The 18,974-nt window shown below is 68.1% G+C and carries 13 protein-coding genes, 1 tRNA gene and 3 pseudogenes; 14 read left to right on the plus strand and 3 right to left on the minus strand.

Going from position 1 to position 18,974, the window contains the following annotated elements:
* Nucleotides 1-160 precede the first annotated feature (160 nt).
* From G3A44_RS21070 to G3A44_RS21080, 3 genes and pseudogenes are all read right to left on the minus strand, one after another.
* A pseudogene (locus G3A44_RS21070) lies at nt 161-361 on the minus strand (DDE-type integrase/transposase/recombinase); the annotation flags it as partial.
* 263 nt (nt 362-624) lie between these two features.
* Nucleotides 625-701, minus strand: a tRNA-Pro gene (locus G3A44_RS21075).
* A 16-nt stretch (nt 702-717) separates the two neighbouring features.
* Nucleotides 718-1,659, minus strand: coding sequence for a polyprenyl synthetase family protein (locus G3A44_RS21080; protein WP_163459725.1), 942 nt, complete (start codon nt 1,657-1,659; stop codon nt 718-720).
* A 258-nt stretch (nt 1,660-1,917) separates the two neighbouring features.
* Here G3A44_RS21080 and rplU point away from each other — a divergent pair, with 258 nt between their 5' ends.
* The 14 genes and pseudogenes from rplU to G3A44_RS24285 form a co-directional block, all read left to right on the plus strand.
* Nucleotides 1,918-2,229 carry a 50S ribosomal protein L21 gene (gene rplU, locus G3A44_RS21085; protein ID WP_163459726.1) on the plus strand — a complete coding sequence of 104 codons (312 nt, stop codon included), beginning with the start codon at nt 1,918-1,920 and terminating at the stop codon, nt 2,227-2,229.
* A 24-nt stretch (nt 2,230-2,253) separates the two neighbouring features.
* A complete protein-coding gene (gene rpmA, locus G3A44_RS21090) occupies nt 2,254-2,511 on the plus strand; it encodes a 50S ribosomal protein L27 (RefSeq protein WP_163459727.1) in 258 nt (85 codons plus the stop codon).
* Between the two features lie 218 nt (nt 2,512-2,729).
* The gene (gene cgtA / locus G3A44_RS21095; RefSeq protein WP_163459740.1) at nt 2,730-3,800 is read left to right on the plus strand and encodes an Obg family GTPase CgtA; all 1,071 of its coding nucleotides are present in this window, start codon (nt 2,730-2,732) and stop codon (nt 3,798-3,800) included.
* Nucleotides 3,800-4,921, plus strand: a complete 1,122-nt coding sequence (gene proB / locus G3A44_RS21100) for a glutamate 5-kinase (protein ID WP_163459728.1) — start codon at nt 3,800-3,802, stop codon at nt 4,919-4,921. The genes cgtA and proB overlap by 1 nt, the downstream gene beginning before the upstream one ends.
* 139 nt (nt 4,922-5,060) lie before the next feature.
* Nucleotides 5,061-6,626 (plus strand): alkyl hydroperoxide reductase subunit F, encoded by a 1,566-nt coding sequence (gene ahpF / locus G3A44_RS21105; protein ID WP_163459729.1) that lies wholly within the window; start codon nt 5,061-5,063, stop codon nt 6,624-6,626.
* A 269-nt stretch (nt 6,627-6,895) separates the two neighbouring features.
* Nucleotides 6,896-8,620 carry a type IV-A pilus assembly ATPase PilB gene (pilB, locus tag G3A44_RS21110; RefSeq protein WP_163459730.1) on the plus strand — a complete coding sequence of 575 codons (1,725 nt, stop codon included), beginning with the start codon at nt 6,896-6,898 and terminating at the stop codon, nt 8,618-8,620.
* A gap of 73 nt (nt 8,621-8,693) precedes the next feature.
* Complete coding sequence (locus G3A44_RS21115) at nt 8,694-9,923, plus strand: type II secretion system F family protein (protein ID WP_163459731.1); 1,230 nt, start codon at nt 8,694-8,696, stop codon at nt 9,921-9,923.
* Nucleotides 9,923-10,855: a prepilin peptidase gene (locus G3A44_RS21120; protein WP_203561515.1), complete on the plus strand. Its 933-nt coding sequence runs from the start codon at nt 9,923-9,925 to the stop codon at nt 10,853-10,855. Before G3A44_RS21115 ends, G3A44_RS21120 begins: the two co-directional genes overlap by 1 nt.
* Nucleotides 10,852-11,511, plus strand: a complete 660-nt coding sequence (gene coaE, locus G3A44_RS21125) for a dephospho-CoA kinase (RefSeq protein ID WP_310734430.1) — start codon at nt 10,852-10,854, stop codon at nt 11,509-11,511. The genes G3A44_RS21120 and coaE overlap by 4 nt, the downstream gene beginning before the upstream one ends.
* Nucleotides 11,512-11,558: 47 nt before the next feature.
* The gene (gene zapD, locus G3A44_RS21130) at nt 11,559-12,314 is read left to right on the plus strand and encodes a cell division protein ZapD (RefSeq protein ID WP_163459732.1); all 756 of its coding nucleotides are present in this window, start codon (nt 11,559-11,561) and stop codon (nt 12,312-12,314) included.
* Between the two features lie 177 nt (nt 12,315-12,491).
* The gene (locus G3A44_RS21135; protein ID WP_163459733.1) at nt 12,492-12,713 is read left to right on the plus strand and encodes a DNA gyrase inhibitor YacG; all 222 of its coding nucleotides are present in this window, start codon (nt 12,492-12,494) and stop codon (nt 12,711-12,713) included.
* Between the two features lie 51 nt (nt 12,714-12,764).
* Nucleotides 12,765-13,466, plus strand: coding sequence for a DUF599 domain-containing protein (locus tag G3A44_RS21140; RefSeq protein WP_163459734.1), 702 nt, complete (start codon nt 12,765-12,767; stop codon nt 13,464-13,466).
* Nucleotides 13,467-13,722: 256 nt separating this feature from the next.
* Nucleotides 13,723-18,708: pseudogene (locus tag G3A44_RS24280) on the plus strand (beta strand repeat-containing protein); the annotation flags it as partial.
* Nucleotides 18,703-18,954 (plus strand): annotated as a pseudogene (locus tag G3A44_RS24285) (hypothetical protein); the annotation flags it as partial. The pseudogenes G3A44_RS24280 and G3A44_RS24285, both read left to right, overlap by 6 nt.
* Nucleotides 18,955-18,974: the final 20 nt, after the last annotated feature.

Genomic DNA, 18,974 nt, shown 5'->3' on the forward strand with positions numbered 1-18,974 from the left:
GCTTGCGGCAGACCTCGATCACCGGCATGCCGGACTCGCCCTCCTTGAGGATCGCCACGATCTGGCTCTGCCGTGAACTTGCTTTTCCTCATCGGCCTCTTCCTTCGGGGTTGGGCCGCATTCTCTGGTTTCGGCTGTCTACCGGGAGGGGAAGCTTACGGGTGGTCATCGACGTGCTCACGTGCCAGCCCACGATGCGCCGGGCATACACGTTCACCACGAAGGCCACGTACAGCTAGCCTTGCCAGGTCCAGACGTAAGTGAAGTCCGGGACCCAGAGCTGGTTCGGACGCTCGACGGTGCACCGGGCCACCGCCACGCCTTCGCGATTCATCTGTTTCCAGACCTTGTTCGCGCCGTATGGGCTGGTGCCGGAATTCTGGACACCGACCTAAGCGCCTTCTCGCGGTTGTACGACAAGGTGGAGGTCAGGTTCTCGCTGGGCGCCATGACGATGCTCCAATGGGTGTGGTGCAGGGTCTAGGCAGGCTGTTCATCGCGCACCTGCGCGCGGGTGCGGCCCAAGTGGCGGCGTGTGCCACTAATCTGCCACCAACGGCGTCCAGAAACGCCAAAGCCCCAGCATGCTGGGGCTTTGAAGTCCTTGATTTGCAAGGTAATTCTTGGTCGGGGTGAGAGGATTCGAACCTCCGGCCTCTACGTCCCGAACGTAGCGCTCTACCAGGCTAAGCTACACCCCGTATCTGTTGATTTGCCTTAAAAGCGGCGCTCAACAGAGCGAAAACATGATTCTAGCAATAGATTCTTGGCTTGGGAAGGGGGTAGCTGCGCAATTGATGCGGCCGCGCGCTCGGCCTCCTTCTTGGCGGCATCCCGGGTGGCTTCCAGGGCTCCGGTCTCTCGCACGATCTGGATCACGTCGGGAAGGCGCTCGACTTCACCGTGCTGAATGGCATGGCGGATGGTTTCGCGCTGCTCGGGGGTTCCCAGGCGCATCGCAAGTAGCAGTGGCAGGGTGGGCTTGCCTTCCCGGAGGTCGTCTCCGACGTTCTTACCCAGCGCCACGGTATCTCCCTCGTAGTCAAGGAGATCGTCGATCAGTTGGAATGCGGTCCCGAGGGCTTGACCGAATTCGGCGCATGCCTCCTCGGTAGAGGATGGGGCATCTGCGATGACAGCGCCCAAGCGAGCGCTGGCCTGGAAGAGCTTGGCGGTCTTGTAGCGGATGACTTGCAGGTAGTCCTCGACCGTAATGTCGGGGTCATGCATGTTCATCAACTGCAGAACTTCGCCTTCGGCGATGACGTTCGTCGCGTCTGCCAGAACCTCCAGCACCCGCATGCGGTGGCAGGAGACCATCATCTGAAACGAGCGGGAGTAGAGGAAATCGCCGACCAGCACGCTCGCAGCGTTGCCGAACATGGCATTGGCGGTGTCTCGGCCTCGGCGCAGTGTGGATTCATCCACCACGTCGTCATGCAGTAGCGTGGCGGTGTGGATGAATTCGACCACGGCCGCAAGTTCGTACTGGTCGTCTCCTTGATGTCCGAGAGCCTGCGCGAACAGCATCAGCAGGCGCGGCCGCATACGCTTTCCGCCCGCACCGATGATGTAGTGGGAGATTTGTTCGATCAGGGCGACATCGGAGCTCAATCGGCGGCGGATGACGGCGTCGACGCGCGCCATGTCTGCGGCCATCGGGTCCGGGTTCCTTGCGGGCGCGGCTGTCTGATCGGCCGCGGCGGCTTGGTCGGGACTTGATGACACGTTGAGCTTCCGTAGTGGATGGGGATCGCAGATTATAGGGAAGGGCACGCGGGAGGACCGGGTTTCCGCTGGCCTGTCTTGACAGGCGCCCCCGATTCGCGCTATGCTTTCGGGTTCCGTTTTGGCTTTTCTTGTGCGCTGGCGACGACGCTGCGCGCGGAAGATCCAAGTCACTTTTGAGAGGCTCTTATGTACGCGGTCGTAAAAACCGGTGGCAAGCAGTATCGCGTTGCCGCTGGCGAGAAGATCAAGGTAGAACAGATTGCTGCGGACGTTGGCCAGGAAGTGGTGATCGATCAGGTGCTGGCTGTCGGTAACGGCGGTGATCTGAAGGTCGGTGCTCCCCTGGTGAGTGGCGCCACGGTCACGGCTGTGGTCCTGTCCCAAGGTCGTCATGACAAGGTGCGCATCTTCAAGCTGCGTCGCCGCAAGCACTACCAAAAGCATGGCGGTCACCGCCAGGCTTACACCGAACTGCAAATCAGCGCGATCAACGCCTGATTCGTCCCGCTGGAGAACTGATCCATGGCACAGAAAAAAGGCGGCGGTTCCACCCGGAACGGCCGCGACTCTCAACCGAAGATGCTGGGCGTCAAGGCGTTCGGCGGTCAAGTGGTTTCCGCTGGCTCGATCATCGTGCGCCAGCGCGGCACCAAGTTCCATGCCGGCAGCAATGTCGGCATGGGCCGTGACCACACGCTGTTCGCGCTGGTCGATGGCGTGGTGTCCTTCAAGGTGCAAGGCGAGCACAGCCGCCACACCGTGGTGATCACGCCCGCCTGAGTGGCGGTATCCGGTCTTTGTGCCGGATTGCCTAAACTGCAGTCTGCAGTGTGAAGCCCCGGCGTGCCGGGGCTTTTTGCCTTTTTGGCTTCCTTTCACCACCTTGGATGGGCTGGCGCGACTGTGCGGGCGCCGGCCCTGTGCCCGGGCTGGTGAACCCGCGGTTCTCCCAGGGACGAGGCGTGGGTTTCTTTCCATACGACGACAGCGAGTACTCCATGAAGTTCGTAGATGAAGCGACCATCGACATTGCCGCGGGGCATGGCGGTGCGGGGTGCGTGAGCTTCCGCCGGGAAAAGTTCATTCCTTTCGGCGGGCCCGATGGCGGCAACGGTGGCAGGGGGGGGAGCATCTTTGCGGTGGGTGATCGGAGTCTGAACACCCTGATCGACTACCGCTATTCCCGTCGGCATGAGGCCCGGCATGGTGAGGGGGGCCGCGGCGCGGATTGTTTTGGTGCTGCGGGTCCGGACATCGTCTTGCGCATGCCTGTGGGCACCATCGTGACGGATGTGGAGTCGGGCCGGGTGCTGGCTGAGTTGCTGGAGCCGGATGTGCCGGTTCTGCTGGCCAAGGGCGGCGATGGTGGCTTTGGCAACCTGCATTACAAGACCTCCACCAACCGCGCACCGCGCCAGTCCACGCCGGGTTGGCCGGGGGAAGCCTTCAAGGTCAAGCTGGAGCTGCGGGTGCTCGCAGATGTGGGCTTGCTGGGCATGCCCAATGCCGGCAAGTCGACCCTGATCGCGTCGATTTCCAACGCGCGGCCAAAGATTGCAGACTATCCGTTCACCACCTTGCATCCCAACCTGGGTGTGGTGCGTGTCGGGCCGGAGAAGAGCTTTGTCGTGGCGGACATTCCGGGCCTCATCGAGGGGGCGTCCGAGGGCGCGGGCTTGGGCCACCTCTTCCTGAGGCACCTGCAGCGCACGCACCTGCTGCTGCATGTGGTGGACATGGCGCCCTTTGACGATGCGGTGGATCCGGTGCAGCAGGCCAAGGCCATCGTCGAGGAGTTGCGCAAGTACGATGAAGGCTTGCATGGCAAGCCGCGGTGGTTGGTGCTCAACAAGCTGGACATGGTGCCGGCGGAGGAGCGTGCGGCCAAGGTCAAGGATTTCGTCAAGCGCCTGAAGTGGAAGGGGCCGGTCTTCGAAATTTCGGCCCTGGCGCGTGAGGGCCTGCAGCCGCTGCTCCATGCGATCTGGGACCATGTTTCCGCCCAGCAGAACCCGCCCATGCCGGAGCCGGACCCGCGCTTTGATGTGCGACCCGAGGGAGAGGCGTGATGGACGGCGGACCGCTCAAGGGGGCGCGACGCATCGTCGTCAAGGTCGGCTCCAGCCTGGTCACCAACGAGGGCAAGGGTGTGGATGCCGAGGCCATCGGCAATTGGTGTCGGCAGCTGGCCGCGCTGGCCCACCAGGGGCGGGAGGTCGTCATGGTGTCCTCCGGTGCGATCGCCGAGGGCATGAAACGTCTGGGCTGGACGACGCGCCCCAAGGAGCTGCCTGAGTTGCAGGCCGCGGCGGCGGTGGGCCAGATGGGCCTGGCTCAGATGTACGAGAGTAAGCTCTCCGAGCAGGGCCTGGGCAGCGCGCAGGTGTTGCTGACCCATGCGGACCTGGCCGATCGTGAGCGTTACCTCAACGCCCGTTCCACGCTGCTGACCCTGTTGGGCCTGAAGGTTCTGCCGGTCATCAACGAGAACGACACCGTCGTCAACGACGAGATCAAGTTTGGCGACAACGACACCCTGGGGGCCTTGGTGGCCAACTTGGTGGAGGCGGATGCTCTGGTGATCCTGACCGACCAGCGGGGCTTGTATTCGGCGGATCCGCGTCGAGACCCGGAGGCCCGTTTCATCGAGGAGGCCCAGGCGGGCGATCCGGCGCTGGAGCGCATGGCCGGTGGTGCCGGGTCCAGCATCGGGCGTGGCGGCATGTTGACCAAGGTCCTGGCGGCCCGGCGCGCAGCGGGCAGCGGTGCGCACACCATCATCGCCTGGGGCCGTGAGCAGGATGTGCTGCTCAGGTTGGCCGCGGGGGAGTCCATTGGCACCGCCTTGCTGGCGGGCACACCCAAGCTGGCGGCGCGCAAGCAGTGGATGGCCGACCACTTGCAGCTCAAGGGGGCCGTGACGATCGACGAAGGTGCCGTCATCAAGGTGCGCGACGAGGGAAAGAGCCTGCTGCCCATCGGGGTGCTGGGCGTCCAGGGGGAGTTCCACCGCGGCGATGTGATCGCGGTCTTGGATGCGGAAGGTCGTGCGGTCGGGCGGGGACTGGCCAATTACTCCAGCGCGGAGGCGCGGCTCATCGCCCGCAAGCCCTCTTCCCAGATCGAGGGCCTGCTCGGGTATGCCAACGAGGCCGAACTGATCCACCGCGACAACTTCGTGTTGGCTTGAGGTGCGCCCACGACGGGGTCGGGGTGCGATAGGGAATCTCGATTTTGGTGATTTGAGCAATCAAACCCGGCAATGACCCGGGCGTCCTACCATCTCGACATCGGTTGCAAGACAACTACCGGGACACAAGGACCTCACCATGCTCGACGCCAACATCCAGGCCCAGCTCACGGCCTATTTCGAACGCATCACCCAGCCGCTGGAACTGATCGCCAGCCTGGACGACTCGCAGGGCGCCGCCGAGATCCGCGAGCTGGTCGCTGAACTCGCCGCCGTGGCGCCGGGAAAGATCACGGCCCGTTTCGATGGCCAGTTCGAGCGCCGGCCTTCTTTCCAGATCACCCGCGTCGGGCAGGACATGGGCGTGCACTTCGCGGCCGTGCCCATGGGTCATGAGTTCACCTCGCTGGTGCTGGCCATGCTGTGGGCCGGCGGGCACCCGCCCAAGGTCGAGCCCGCGGTGGTCGAGCAGATCCGGGCGCTGGAGGGGGAGTTCTCGTTCGAGACCTTCATGAGCCTGACCTGCCACAACTGCCCGGATGTGGTCCAGGCCACCCACTTGATGGCGGTGCTGAACCCGCGCGTCCGCGCGGTTGCGGTGGACGGCGGCCTGTTCCAGGCCGAGATGGAGGCCAAGCAGATCATGGCCGTTCCGGCGCTGCATCTGGGCGGCCAGCCCTTTGGTTCCGGTCGCATGGAACTGGGTGAAATCCTGGCCAAGATTGACACCGGCGCCGCCAAGCGCGAGGCCGCAGCCCTCTCTGCCAAGGCGCCCTATGAAGTGCTGATCATTGGCGGGGGGCCGGCTGGCGCGGCCGCTGGCGTGTATGCCGCGCGCAAGGGCATCCGCACCGGCATCGTGGCCGAACGCTTTGGCGGCCAGACCATGGACACCCTGGGCATTGAGAACTTCATCTCCGTGCAGGAAACCGAGGGGCCGAAGTTTGCCGCCGCCCTGGAAGCCCATGTGCGGGCCTATGACGTGGACGTCATGACCCTGCAGCGTGTGGATCAGGTGGTGCCGGCCGCCCAGCCCGGGGGGCTGGCGACGGTCAAGCTGTCCAACGGCGGTGAGCTCAAGGCCCGCACCGTCATCGCCGCCACTGGGGCACGCTGGCGCAACATGAACGTACCTGGTGAGGCCGAATACAAGACCAAGGGCGTGGCCTACTGCCCGCACTGTGACGGGCCCCTGTTCAAGGGCAAGGACGTGGCGGTGATCGGCGGCGGAAATTCAGGGGTGGAGGCGGCGATCGACCTGGCCGGCATCGTCAGGAGCGTGACCCTGCTGGAATTTGCGGACCAACTCAAGGCGGACCAGGTGTTGGTCAACAAGCTCAAGAGCCTGCCCAACGTCACCATCCACGTCAACGCGCAGACCACTGAGGTGGTCGGCGATGGCCAGAAGATGACCGGCCTGAAGTTCAAGGACCGCCTCAGTGGTGCCGAGCAGACGCTGGCGCTGGCAGGTGTTTTCGTGCAGATCGGCCTGGTGCCCAACACCGAGTTCCTCAAAGGTACGGTGGAGCTGAGCCGGTTCGGCGAGATCGTCATCGACGCCAAGTGCCACACCAATGTGCCGGGGATCTTTGCGGCGGGGGACTGCACCACGGTGCCCTACAAGCAGATCATCATCGCCACCGGTGAAGGGGCCAAGGCCGCACTTTCGGCTTTCGATCAACTGATCCGCACACCGATCGTCTGATCTGCGTGCCTGGCGGCTGGGCCTGCCGGTGACGCCGCCGGCGCTGCCGTCCGGCCGCCTGCCTCGGCGGCTTGTTGCTTGCCTTTACCGTCAGTCGGGCCCTGCGCCCTTCGGATGGCCGATACTTCCCGGATGCCGGGCTCCTGAGGGCCGCGCCCCGAATGGGGCCGACACCGGGTGGACCTACCCGTCGAGCCCGGTGAGCGTGCCGCCTGCAGTTCAGCGATTGCTGACCTGGCGGCCTCCCACTCGTCAGGTATCGGGCATCCATGGCCGTTGAGAACGTCGTAGAACCCAAGGCCGCCGCGCTCTCGGGCGTGGCGCGTGTCCTGGTCCACCGGGGCAAGCTGCAGCCCAAGGTGGCGGAGGATCTGATCCGCGTGGCCAAGGAGAAAAAGACCAGCTTCATCGCCGAGCTGGTCGGCTCCGGCACGATGCCCGCTTCCGAGCTGGCCTACACCCTGGCCCACGCCTTGGCCGTGCCGCTGCTGGACTTGGCGGCGGTAGATGCCCAGCGCCTGCCCCGCAACCTGCTGGACGCCAAGCTGGTTGCTGAGCACCGCGTGCTGCCGTTGGGCCGGCGTGGGGTGCGCCTGTTCTTGGCGGGGGCCGATCCCACCGATCAGGAGTTGATCGAGCGCATCAAGTTCGCCACCCAGCTCGCTCCCGAGTATGTGGTGGTGGAGTACGACAAGCTCAGCAAGCTCATCGAGGCCGCCAATACCACCACCTCCCAGGCCCTGGAGAGCATGGCCTCGGATGACTTCGACTTCGAGGTCACCGAGGAAACAGCGGAAGCCGCGCCGGCCGAAGTCACTTCTGACGTGGAGGATGCGCCGGTTGTGCGCTTCCTGCAGAAGATGTTGGTGGACGCCATCAACATGCGCGCCTCCGACTTGCACTTCGAGCCCTATGAGCTCAACTACCGGGTGCGGTTCCGTGTGGACGGTGAGCTGCGCGAAATCACGCAGCCTCCCATCGGCATCAAGGACAAGCTGGCCTCCCGCATCAAGGTCATTTCCCGGCTGGACATCTCCGAGAAGCGGGTGCCGCAAGACGGACGCATGAAGCTGCGGTTTGGCAGCAAGTCCATCGACTTCCGGGTCAGCACCCTGCCGACGCTCTTTGGCGAGAAGATCGTGATCCGGATCCTGGACCCCTCGTCCGCCAAGCTGGGCATCGAGGCCCTGGGCTACGAGCCGGAGGAGAAGGAGCGCCTGCTCGCATCGGTCCAGCGTCCCTACGGCATGGTGCTGGTGACCGGTCCGACCGGCTCGGGCAAGACGGTGTCACTCTATACCTGCCTGAACCTGCTCAATCAGCCGGGGGTCAACATCTCCACGGTGGAGGATCCGGCTGAAATCAACCTGCCGGGCATCAACCAGGTCAATGTCAACGACAAGGCGGGCCTCACGTTCTCGGCTGCGCTCAAGGCCTTCCTGCGGCAGGATCCCGACATCATCATGCTCGGTGAGATCCGGGATCTGGAGACTGCGGACATTGCCATCAAGGCCGCGCAGACCGGTCACTTGGTGCTCTCCACGTTGCACACCAACGATGCGCCGTCCACGCTGACACGTCTGCTCAACATGGGGGTGGCGCCGTTCAACGTCGCCAGCAGTCTCCTGTTGATCACCGCCCAGCGTCTGGTGCGTCGCCTCTGCGAGAACTGCAAGGCCCCGGCCGACTACCCCCGCGAGGCACTGCTCAAAGCCGGCTTTACCGAGCTCGACCTGTCGGACACCTCCTGGCAACCCTACCGGCCGGTGGGCTGCCCATCCTGCAACAACGGCTATCGTGGCCGGGTGGGTCTGTATCAGGCCATGCCGATCACCGAGGCCATCCAGCGGCTCATCCTGGCCGGTGGCACGGCGGTCGACATTGCGGTGCAGGCGCAACGCGAGGGCGTGCGCGATCTTCGACAATCCGGGCTGCTCAAGGTGAGGAGGGGCGTCACCTCGATCGAGGAAGTGGTGTCGGCCACCAACGAATGACAAGCACGGCCCACCGGGCATCACCGGAGGGCTCCCATGTTCCCTTACTCGGCCCGGCGAGGCCGCCAAGGCGATGGCAACAGGCGCAACAGTGAAGGCGGGCAAGGACGCCCAGGAACAGGTCTACGAGTGGGAAGGCAAGGACCGCAACGGCAAGATCGTGCGTGGCGAGCTGCGCGCCGGGGGTGAGGCGGCCGTCAGTTCCAGCCTGCGTCGTCAGGGCATCACCGTCACCAAGGTCAAGAAGCGGCGCAATGCCGGGGGCGGCTCCATCAAGCCCAAGGATGTGGCCGTCTTCACACGACAGCTCTCGACCATGATGAAGGCCGGTGTGCCTCTGTTGCAGGCCTTTGACATCGTCGCCAAAGGGGGCACCAATCCGGCGCTCGCCCGGCTGCTGATGAACATCCGCGCCGATGTGGAGAGCGGCACCAGCCTGTCCGCGGCCTTCCGTCGCCACCCCAAGTATTTCGACAACCTTTACTGCAATCTGGTGGAGGCGGGCGAGGCAGGGGGTATTTTGGAGTTGCTGCTCTCGCGGCTGGCCTTGTATCAGGAAAAGAGCTTGGCGCTCAAGCAAAAGGTCAAGAGTGCCTTGATTTATCCGATTTCGGTGCTGGTGGTCGCCTTTGTCGTGGTCACGGTGATCATGATTTTTGTGATTCCTGCCTTCAAGAGCGTTTTTGCCAACTTTGGCGCGGAGCTTCCTGCGCCGACGCTGATGGTCATGGCCATGAGCGAGTTCTTTGTTGCGTATTGGTGGCTAATTTTTGGATCGATTTTTGGTGGTGGTTATATGTTCGTGCAGACCTGGCGCAGGTCTGAGAAGATGCAGTGGTTCATGGACAGGTTTCTGCTGCGTATGCCAATCTTTGGGGACCTGATCAAAAAGTCGATCTTGGCCCGCTGGACGCGAACCTTGTCCACCATGTTCTCCGCCGGTGTGCCGCTGGTCGAGGCCTTGGAGTCCGTGGGCGGTACGGCGGGAAACGCGGTGTTCGTTCGCGCGACTGAGCAAATCCAGCGGGAGGTGTCCACCGGCACGTCGCTGACCGCTTCCATGTCCAATTCCGGCGTCTTCCCGAACATGGTCCTGCAAATGTCGGCCATCGGCGAGGAGTCGGGGGCTCTTGATGACATGTTGGGCAAGGCGGCGGAGTTTTATGAGGAAGAGGTCGATGAAATGGTGAAGGGGCTGTCCACCCTCATGGAGCCGCTCATCATTGCCTTTTTGGGCACCATCATCGGGGGGATCGTCGTGTCTATGTATTTGCCCATTTTCAAGCTGGGGCAGGCCGTTTGATGCTGAATGTTGATTTGATGCGGCAGCTGCTGCTCCAGCCCTGGTTTCTGGGGATTTTCGGGCTGCTGGTGGGCAGTTTCCTGAACGTGGTGATCCACCGTCTGCCGCGCATGATGCAGCGCGGCTGGATGGAAGAGGCGGCGGCGCTGCTGCAGGACGACGAAGGCTGGAAGTCCGCCACTGGCCAGGCGCAGCCCGCCGGGCTGGCTGAGGCGGGGCGCAAGATCGACCAGGCGCTTGAGTCGCTGCCTGCCTGCACGCTGGTGCGGCCGCGCTCGCGCTGCCCGCACTGCGGGCACCTCATCCGCTGGTACGAGAACATCCCGGTCTTGAGCTGGCTGGCGCTGCGTGGCCGTTGCTCGTCCTGCAAGGCCGGCATCTCCTGGCGCTACCCCTTTGTGGAGTTGCTGACCGGTGCCGGTTTCGCCTGGGTGGGCATGCTGCACGGGGGCGAGCCTCTGGCCCTGCTGTATTGCGGACTGGTGGCGGCGTTGGTCGCCCTGGCCGGCATCGACTGGGACACCACCTTGCTGCCCGACAGCCTCAACCAGCCCCTGCTGTGGGCGGGCCTGCTGGTGGCGGGCTTGGGCTGGGGCGGCATCGGCTTGTCCAACGCCCTGGCGGGGGCCGTGGGCGGCTACCTGTCCCTGTGGAGCATTTACTGGCTCTTCAAGCTCACCACTGGCAAGGACGGGATGGGGCAGGGTGACTTCAAGCTGTTGGCCGCACTGGGCGCCTGGCTGGGTTGGCAGGCGCTGCTGCCCATCGTCCTGATGTCCTCGGTCATCGGGGCTTTCGTGGGCATTGGCCTGAAAGTGGCGGGCGGGCTGCGTGAAGGGCGCTATGTGCCCTTTGGGCCGTTCCTGGCCGGTGGCGGCTTGGTTGTGCTCTTTGCCGGCTTGCCGCGCGTGCTGGGTTGGATGGGCTGGTGAGCGGCGTGACGGCGGCGGACCCGTTGCCGACCATTCGCCGCATCGGGCTGACCGGCGGCATAGGCAGTGGCAAGAGCACGGTGGCCCGCTTGCTGGCCGGTCTGGGCGCCCTGGTGGTGGACACCGATGCGATTGCCCGGGGCCTGACCTTGCCCGGAGGGGCGGCCATGCCGGCCATCACCCAGCGATTTGGCGCTGCTGCCGTCGCCGCCGATGGCGCACTGGACCGTGACTACATGCGTGGCCTGATCCTGCGGGATCCGGCGGCCAAGGTGGCGCTGGAGGCGTTGTTGCATCCCCTGATCGGGCAGGCGGCCGAGGCCCAGGCCGCGCAGGCGGCGCCGGGGCAGGTGGTGGTCTTTGATGTGCCGCTGCTGGTGGAGACCGGAACCTGGCGGCAGCGCGTGGACCGTGTGCTGGTGGTGGACTGCGAGCCTGACACGCAGCGCCGACGGGTGCAGGCACGCTCTGGCTGGGCCCCCGAGGTGGTGCAGGCGGTGATGGACCGCCAGGCCTCCCGCGGGCAGCGCTTGGCGGTGGCCGACGCGGTCATCGACAACGGCGCGGATGTCTCCCTGGACACGCTGGCGCAGCAGGTGCGCCAGATCTGGCAGGATTGGCGGCAATTCCCCTGCCCCCCGGGCGGTGCGCTGTGAAACAATCCAGCCACACGATCCCTCCTTACAACGCCTGGGCTGGCACCTTGGTTCTCTACGAATATCCGTTCAACGAGGGCATCCGCACCATGTTGCGGCTGGAGCACCTGTTCGCCCGCCTGGCCATGCTGGTGCGGCGCGAAGAGGCGGTGGACCACCACTTCGCGCTTTCGACCCTCTTCGAGATCATGGACGTGGCCGCCCGGGCGGACATCAAGTCCGACCTGCTCAAGGACCTCGACCGGCACCGCGCGCAGTTGCAGTCCTACCGCGGCAATCCGGCCATTTCCGAGGCGGCACTCGACCAGGTCCTCAAGCGCATCGAGACCGCGTATGCGGCGCTCAACCAGCAAAGTGGCAAGGCGGGGCAGGCGCTCACCGCCAACGACTGGCTGATGAGCATCCGCAGCCGCATCAACATCCCGGGTGGCACCTGCGAATTTGACCTGCCGGGCTACTTTGCCTGGCAGCAGCGTTCGGCCGAGCGCCGGCAGGTGGATCTGCAGCGCTGGATCGACACCCTCACGCCGCTGTCGCAGGCGCTCACGGTGCTGCTGGGGCTGTTGCGCGAGTCGGGCAGCCCGCATCGGGTGGCTGCGCCGGGCGGCACCTTCCAGCAGAGCCTGCCGCAGGGGCGGAGCTTTCAGCTGCTGCGGCTGCGGATCGACCCCGCGCTGGAGCTGGTGCCCGAGATCACCGGCCATCGGCTGATGGTGTCGGTGCGGCTCATGCGCATGGACGCCGAGGGCCGGCTGCGCCCGGCCGGCCTGGACAGCGACTTCGAACTGACCTTGTGCGCCTGAGGGCGACCGGCGGCGACGCCTGACCCCGCGTGAAGCCGGGTGGCGTCGAGGCCCGTGGTGCCGTGCAGGCCACCCCCAGGGGCGCCGGCCGGAATTCGCCGCGCCCGGCCGCGCGCCGGGCTTGTCCCCCGCCGCCGGTGGCCCCTTTCCCCCTTGTCTGTGTCTGCTGACCGCCTCATGAGTTCTTCCTCCCCTGCGCCTGCCGCACCCGTGGCGGCCCGTGTCGTCCGCTGTCCGGCCTGCGGTGGCGCTGCGCGCTACGCCGTTGAGAACCCGTACCGGCCCTTTTGCAGTGCCCGTTGCAAGGGGGTGGACTTCGTGGCCTGGGCCGACGAGCACTACCGCGTGGCCGCGGCGCCCGACCTGGGCGAGGACGCCGATGAGCCGCCGGTGCGTTGAGCCGATGCGGCCCGCGCGCCCTGTTCTGCTGATGTCCTGGAGCCTGTCGCGATGACCCTGCTTGGCACCCTGGCCCTGCTCACCTGGCCGGACTGGTTGGCGGTGGCGCTGTTCTTCGGCGCCTGGACCGGCTATGTCTCCTTTGCCAAGCGCCGTGCCGAACGGCGCGCCTCCATCCTGAGCCTGACCAACCGCGAGCGCCACCGCTGGATGCTGCGCACCACCTACCGCGAGAACCGGGTGGTCGACGGCATCGTGGTGCAGAACCTCTCCAGCAGCCCCTCCTTCTTTGCCAGCACCTCGATCCTGATCATTGGCGGTCTGCTGGCGGCGCTGGGGGCAGGGGAGAAGACCGCGGAGCTGGCCAGCGAGCTGCCCTTTGCCGCGCGCACCTCGGTGCAGGTCTTCGACCTCAAGCTGGTGGTGCTCACCGGCGTGTTCGTCCACGCCTTCTTCCGTTTCACCTGGAGCATGCGGCAGTACAGCTTCGGGGCCTTGATCGTCGCCTCGGCGCCCGACCGTGACGAGCCGTGGACCGACGCCGAGCGCCACGCCTTCGCCGACCGGGCCGGCGGCGTGATGGGGCTGGCGGCGGAGACCTTCAACGACGGCCTGCGGGCCTGCTACTTCTCCTTTGCCCTGGTGGCCTGGTTCTTCTCCCCCTGGGCCTGCGTGGCCGCTTCGCTGGGGGTGGTCTGGGTGCTCAACCGCCGGGAATTCCACTCCGACGTGCTGGGGCTGCTCTCGCGCTGAGGGCGCTGTTCCGGGGCACAGCGGCGCCTTCACCCCTTGATGGCGCGTTTTGCAGGTCGATCATCCCTGGCAGGCGCCGGCCTCCCGCCGGGAGGCCTTGTGACCGACATCACGTCATCGGGCTGAACCGAGGGTCAGCCCGCATTCCCTCCTCAAGTCCGCGGGCCTGCGGGCCGAACTTTCCGACGTCAACCCGTGCCTCCCGTGCCGCCCATCCTGGCGGGAGGGCGGTCCGTTGACGACTCCGGAGAGTTCCATGGCCACCATCATCCCCAGCCTGTCGACCGCCCAGATCGCTGCCCTGTCCACGGCGACGATCGCCCGTCTGACCACGGAAGACTGGGCGGCCTTCAGCACGGAGCAGATCGCCGCGCTGACGGTCACGCAGATGGCGGCCATTCCCTCGGCGCGGCTGTCGGGATGGAGCACCACCCAGATGGCCGCCCTGGAGACCCAGGACCTGCGGGCCATCACCACCACCGGCTTTGCGGCGCTGACCACGGCGCAGCTCAACGCGCTGTCGTCCACGCAGATGGCCGCGCTGACCACGGTGCAGCTCAACCGCCTGAGCACGGCGCAGATGGCTGGGCTGAGCACCGACAACCTCAATGCCCTGGGTACGGCGCAGATCGCCTCGCTGGGCACCCGCCAGCTCAGCGCCCTCACCAGCACGCAGGCTGCGGCGATGGAGACGGCCGATGTGGCCGCCCTGCAGGTCAGCAGCCTGCGCAGCATGGCCACCGAGGCCATCGCCGCCCTCACCACCGCTGGCGTGCAGGCCCTGACCACCGCCCAGGCCGCGGGGCTGACCACCCGCCAGATGGCCGCCCTGACCACCGACCAGATGGCCGCGCTGGAGACCGCCGATCTGCGGGCCCTGGGCACCGCGGGCGCCCAGGTGCTGTCCACCGCCCAGCTGGCCGCGCTCACCACCGCCGGGGTGGCCGCCCTCAGCACCGCCCAGGCGCGGCTGCTCAGCAGCGCCCAGGCCGCCGCCCTGGGCACCGACCAGGTCGCCGCGCTCACCTCCGCCCAGCTCAACAGCCTGGGCAGCGCCGCCGTGCGGGCGCTGGACAGCGACCAGCTGGCCGCCCTGGGCAGCGCCCAGTGGGCCAACCTGAGCACCGCCCAACTGGCCCAGCTCACCACCGACCAGGTGGCCGCGCTGACCACCGAGGACCTGACCGCGCTGACCACCGCCCAGTCCGCCTCGCTGGCCGCCAGCCGCCTGTCCGCCCTGACCACCGACCAGGTGGCCGCGCTGGAGACGGCCGACCTGCGCGCCATGGGCACCCGGGTCATCAGCGCCCTGAGCACCGACCAGCTGGCCGCCCTGACCACCGCGCAGATGGCCGCGCTCAGCACCGAGCAGGTGGCCCGGCTGTCCACCGGGCAGGTGGCCGCGCTGGAGACGGACCAGCTCAATGCCCTGGGTTCGGCACAGATCCGCAGCCTGGGCGCTACCCAGGCCGCCGCCCTCAGCAGCGACCAGACCGCCGCGATGGAGACGGCCGATGTGGCCGCCCTGAGCACGGCCGCCCTGCGCGGTCTGGGCACCTCGGCCCTGCAGGGGCTGGGCACCACCGGCCTGGCCGCCCTGACCACCGCGCAGGCGGCCGCGCTCACCACCACCCAGGTGGCGGCGCTGGACACCGCGCAGGTGGCCGCCCTGTCCACCGCCCAGGCCGCCGCCCTGGGCACCGCCCAGCTGCGGGCCCTGGCCACCGAGCAGCTGGCCGCCCTGGGCAGCGAGGCCTTCCGCGCCCTGGGCACGGCGCAGTACGCTGCCCTGTCCACCACCCAGGTGGCGGCGCTCGACACGGCCTTGCTGGCCACCATCGAGAACGCCGACCTGGCCGCCCTGACCACCGCCCAGGTCCAGGCCCTGGGCAGCGCCCAGTTCGCCGCCCTGGATGCCGCCCGCATGGCCGCCCTGGGCAGCCTGCAGATCGGCGCCCTGACCACCGCCCAGGTCAGCACCCTGGGCACCGCCCAGGTCGAGGCCCTGAGCACCGCACAGGCCCGTGTGCTCAGCGGTGCCCAGGCCGCCGCCCTGACCACCGCCCAGCTGGCCGCCGTCGAGACCGCCGACCTGGCCCAGTTCTCCACCGCCGCCGTGCGCGCCCTGACCACCGAGCAGGTGGCGGCCCTTTCCACCGCCCAGCTCGCCGCCCTGGGCACCGCCCAGGCCGCCGCGCTCAGCACCACCCAGGCTGCCGCCCTGACCAGCGCCCAGGTGGACGGGCTGGAGACCGCCGACCTGGCCCAGCTGACCACGGCCGCCGTGGCCGCCTTGCAGACCGCCACCCTGGCCGCCCTGAGCACCGCCCAGACCGCGGCGCTGACCACCGCGCAGGCCGCCGCCCTGACCACCACCCAGGTGGCCGCCCTGACCACCGACCAGGTCGCCGCGCTGGAAAGCGCTGACCTGCGCGCCTTGTCCAATGTTCAGGTTCAGGCCCTCACCACCGACCAGGTGGCCGCCCTGGGCACCGCCCAGGCCGCCGCGCTGGAGACCCGGCAGGTGGCCGCCCTCACCACCGACCAGGTCGCCGCGCTGGAGACCGACGACCTGCGCGCCCTGGGCGTGGGCCAATACGCCGCGATGACCACCGCGCAGGTGGCCGCGCTCACCACCGGCCAGGCCGCCGCGCTGGAGACGGCCGACTTGGCCAGCCTCAGTACCGCCCAGGTGGCCGCGCTCACCTCTGACCAGCTCAATGCCCTGGGGACCGCCCAGACCGCCGCCCTGACCACCCTGCAGGTCAGCAGCCTCACCACCGCCCAGGTGGCGGCCCTGGGCACCGACGTGCTCAACAGCCTGGGGACCACCCAGGTGGCGGCCCTGCGCGCCACCCAGGCCGAGGCCCTGACCACCGCGCAGGTGGCGGCCCTGGAGACGGCCGACCTCGCCGCCCTGGGCACGGCCGCCGTGCGCGCCCTGGCCACCGACCGGGTGGCCGCCCTCACCACCGACCAGGTCGCTGCCCTCACCACCGCGCAGGTGGCGGGCCTGTCCACCACCCAGGTGGCCGCCCTGGCCAGCGACCAGCTCACCGCCCTGGGCACCGCCGCCTTGCAGGCCCTGGGCACCGCCGCCGTGGCCGCCCTGGATGCCGGCGCCCTGGCCGGTCTGGGCACCGACCAGATCGCCGCACTGCTCACGCCGCAGGTCGCTGCGCTCACCACCGCCCAGATCGCAGCCCTGGCCACCGACCAGCTCGCCGCCATCCAGACCCTGGACCTGCAGAGCCTGGGCAGCGCGGCCCTGGCCGCCCTGTCCACTGACCAGGTGGCCGCCCTGGGCACCGGCCAGGTGGCCGCGCTCACCGTCACCCAGGTGCGCCAGCTCTCCACCGCCCAGCTGGCTGCCCTGACCACCGACCAGACCGTCGCCCTGACCACCGCCCAGGCCGCCGGCCTGACCACCGACCAGGTCGCCGCCCTCACCACCGACCAGGTGGCGGCGCTGGAGACCGCCGACCTCGCCGCCTTGAGCACGGTGCAGCTGCGCGCCCTGGACACGGCCCAGCTCGACGCCCTGAGCACCACCCAGGTCGCCGCGCTCAGCACCTTCCAGGTCAGCGCCCTGAGCACCGACCAGCTGGCCGGGCTGGACACCGAGCACCTCAACGCCCTGACCACCGCGCAGTTCGCCACCCTCTCGGCCAGCCAGGCCGCCGCCCTCACCACCGAACAGATGGCCGCCCTGGAGACGGCCGACCTGGCCGTCCTGACCGTGCCGGCGGTGCGCGCGCTCAGCACCGCCCAGGTCGCCGCGCTCAGCACCGACGCCGTCGTCGCCCTCACCACCGAGCAGGTCAGCCAGCTCACCACCGCGCAGGTGGCCGCCCTGACCACCGACCAGATGGCCGCCCTGCAGACGGCCGACCTGCGCAGCCTCAGCACCGCGCAGCTGGCCGCCTTGAGCACCGACCAGCTCGGTGCCCTGGCCACCGCCCAGGTCGCCGCCCTCACCACCGTGCAGACCGCCGCGCTGTCCACCGCCCAGCTGGCGGGCCTGAGCACCGACAACCTCAACGCCCTGACCACCCTGCAGGTCTCGGGCCTCAGCGCCACCCAGGCGGCCGCCCTGACCACCGCCCAGATCGCTGCCATGGAGACCGCCGACCTGGCGGCCCTGAGCACCACCGCCTGGCGCAACCTCACCACCGACCAGGTGGCCGCCCTGACCACCGACGGGCTGGCCGCCATGACCACTGCCCAGGCCCAGGTGCTCACCGCCAGCCAGGCCGCCGCCCTGGGTTCCGACCAGATGCCCGGCCTGTCCACCGGCAACCTGGCCCGCCTGGGCACCGCCGCCGTGGCCGCCCTGCAAACCGCCACCTTGGCCGCGCTGGACACCGCGCAGGTCGCCGCCCTCACCACCGTGCAGGTGGCCGGCCTGACCACCGCCCAGGTGGCCGCCCTCACCACCGACCAGGTCCAGGCCCTGGAGACCGCCGACCTGCGCAGCCTGGGCAGCGCCCAGCTCCAGGCCCTGTCCACCGAGCAGGTGGCCGCCCTGCAGGTCGCCCAGGTGGCCGCCCTGGCCACCGTGCAGGCCAGCCAGCTCACCACCGCCCAGCTTGCCGCCCTCAGCACCGACCAGGTGGCCGCCCTCACCAGCGCCCAGGTGGCCGCCCTCACCACCACCCAGGTGGCGGCGCTGACCACCGAGCAGCTGCCCGCGCTGGAGACGGCCGACCTGCGCGCCCTGTCCACCGCCCAGCTGCGCGCCCTGTCCACCGACCAGCTCGCCGCGCTGGACACCACCCAGGTCGCCGCGCTGACCACCGTGCAGGTGGCCAGCCTGTCCACCGACCAGATCGCCGGCCTGGGCACCGACCACCTCAACGCCCTGACCACCGCGCAGTTCGCCAGCCTCAGTGCCGCCCAGGCCGGTGCCTTCACCACCGCCCAGGTGGCGGCGCTGGAAACGGCCGATGTGTCCCACCTGACCACCGCCGCCGTGCGTGCCTTGGGCTCCGACCAGATCGCCGCCCTGGCCACCGAGACCCTGGCCGCGCTGACCACCGACCAGGCCGCCGTGCTCACCTCCGCCCAGCTCGCCGGGCTGGGCAGTGACCAGGTGGCCGGGCTGGAAACCGCCGACCTGGTGATGCTGGGCACCAACGCCCTCAGCGGCCTGCAAACCGCCACCGTCGCCGCCCTGGGCACCGCACAGATCGCCGCCCTGAGCACCCTGCAGGCCGCCGGCCTGACCACCGACCATGTGGCCGCCCTCACCACCGAACAGGTCCAGGCCCTGGAAACCCAGGACCTGCGCGCCCTGAGCGTGGCCCAGACCCAGGCCCTGTCCACCGCCCAGGTCGAAGCCTTGCTCACCGGCCAGGTGGCCGCTCTCGGCAGCGCCCAGGTGCGCGGCCTGACCACCGACCAGGTGGCGGCCCTCACCACCGACGGCGTGCAGGCCCTGACCACCACCCACGCCGCCACCCTTACCACCGGCCAGCTGGCGGCCCTGACCACCGACCAGGCCGCCGC

This window comes from Ideonella livida, from assembly GCF_010499455.1.
In the GTDB taxonomy this organism is placed as follows: Bacteria; Pseudomonadota; Gammaproteobacteria; order Burkholderiales; family Burkholderiaceae_C; genus Ideonella; species Ideonella livida.

What these genes read in the sequence shown, in the direction of transcription:
- G3A44_RS21080 (WP_163459725.1), bottom strand. Translation starts at nt 1,659, where the DNA reads ATGGCCGCAGACATGGCGCGCGTCGACGCCGTCATCCGCCGCCGATTG.
- rplU (WP_163459726.1), top strand. Translation starts at nt 1,918, where the DNA reads ATGTACGCGGTCGTAAAAACCGGTGGCAAGCAGTATCGCGTTGCCGCT.
- rpmA (WP_163459727.1), top strand. Translation starts at nt 2,254, where the DNA reads ATGGCACAGAAAAAAGGCGGCGGTTCCACCCGGAACGGCCGCGACTCT.
- cgtA (WP_163459740.1), top strand. Translation starts at nt 2,730, where the DNA reads ATGAAGTTCGTAGATGAAGCGACCATCGACATTGCCGCGGGGCATGGC.
- proB (WP_163459728.1), top strand. Translation starts at nt 3,800, where the DNA reads ATGGACGGCGGACCGCTCAAGGGGGCGCGACGCATCGTCGTCAAGGTC.
- ahpF (WP_163459729.1), top strand. Translation starts at nt 5,061, where the DNA reads ATGCTCGACGCCAACATCCAGGCCCAGCTCACGGCCTATTTCGAACGC.
- pilB (WP_163459730.1), top strand. Translation starts at nt 6,896, where the DNA reads ATGGCCGTTGAGAACGTCGTAGAACCCAAGGCCGCCGCGCTCTCGGGC.
- G3A44_RS21115 (WP_163459731.1), top strand. Translation starts at nt 8,694, where the DNA reads ATGGCAACAGGCGCAACAGTGAAGGCGGGCAAGGACGCCCAGGAACAG.
- G3A44_RS21120 (WP_203561515.1), top strand. Translation starts at nt 9,923, where the DNA reads ATGCTGAATGTTGATTTGATGCGGCAGCTGCTGCTCCAGCCCTGGTTT.
- G3A44_RS21135 (WP_163459733.1), top strand. Translation starts at nt 12,492, where the DNA reads ATGAGTTCTTCCTCCCCTGCGCCTGCCGCACCCGTGGCGGCCCGTGTC.
- G3A44_RS21140 (WP_163459734.1), top strand. Translation starts at nt 12,765, where the DNA reads ATGACCCTGCTTGGCACCCTGGCCCTGCTCACCTGGCCGGACTGGTTG.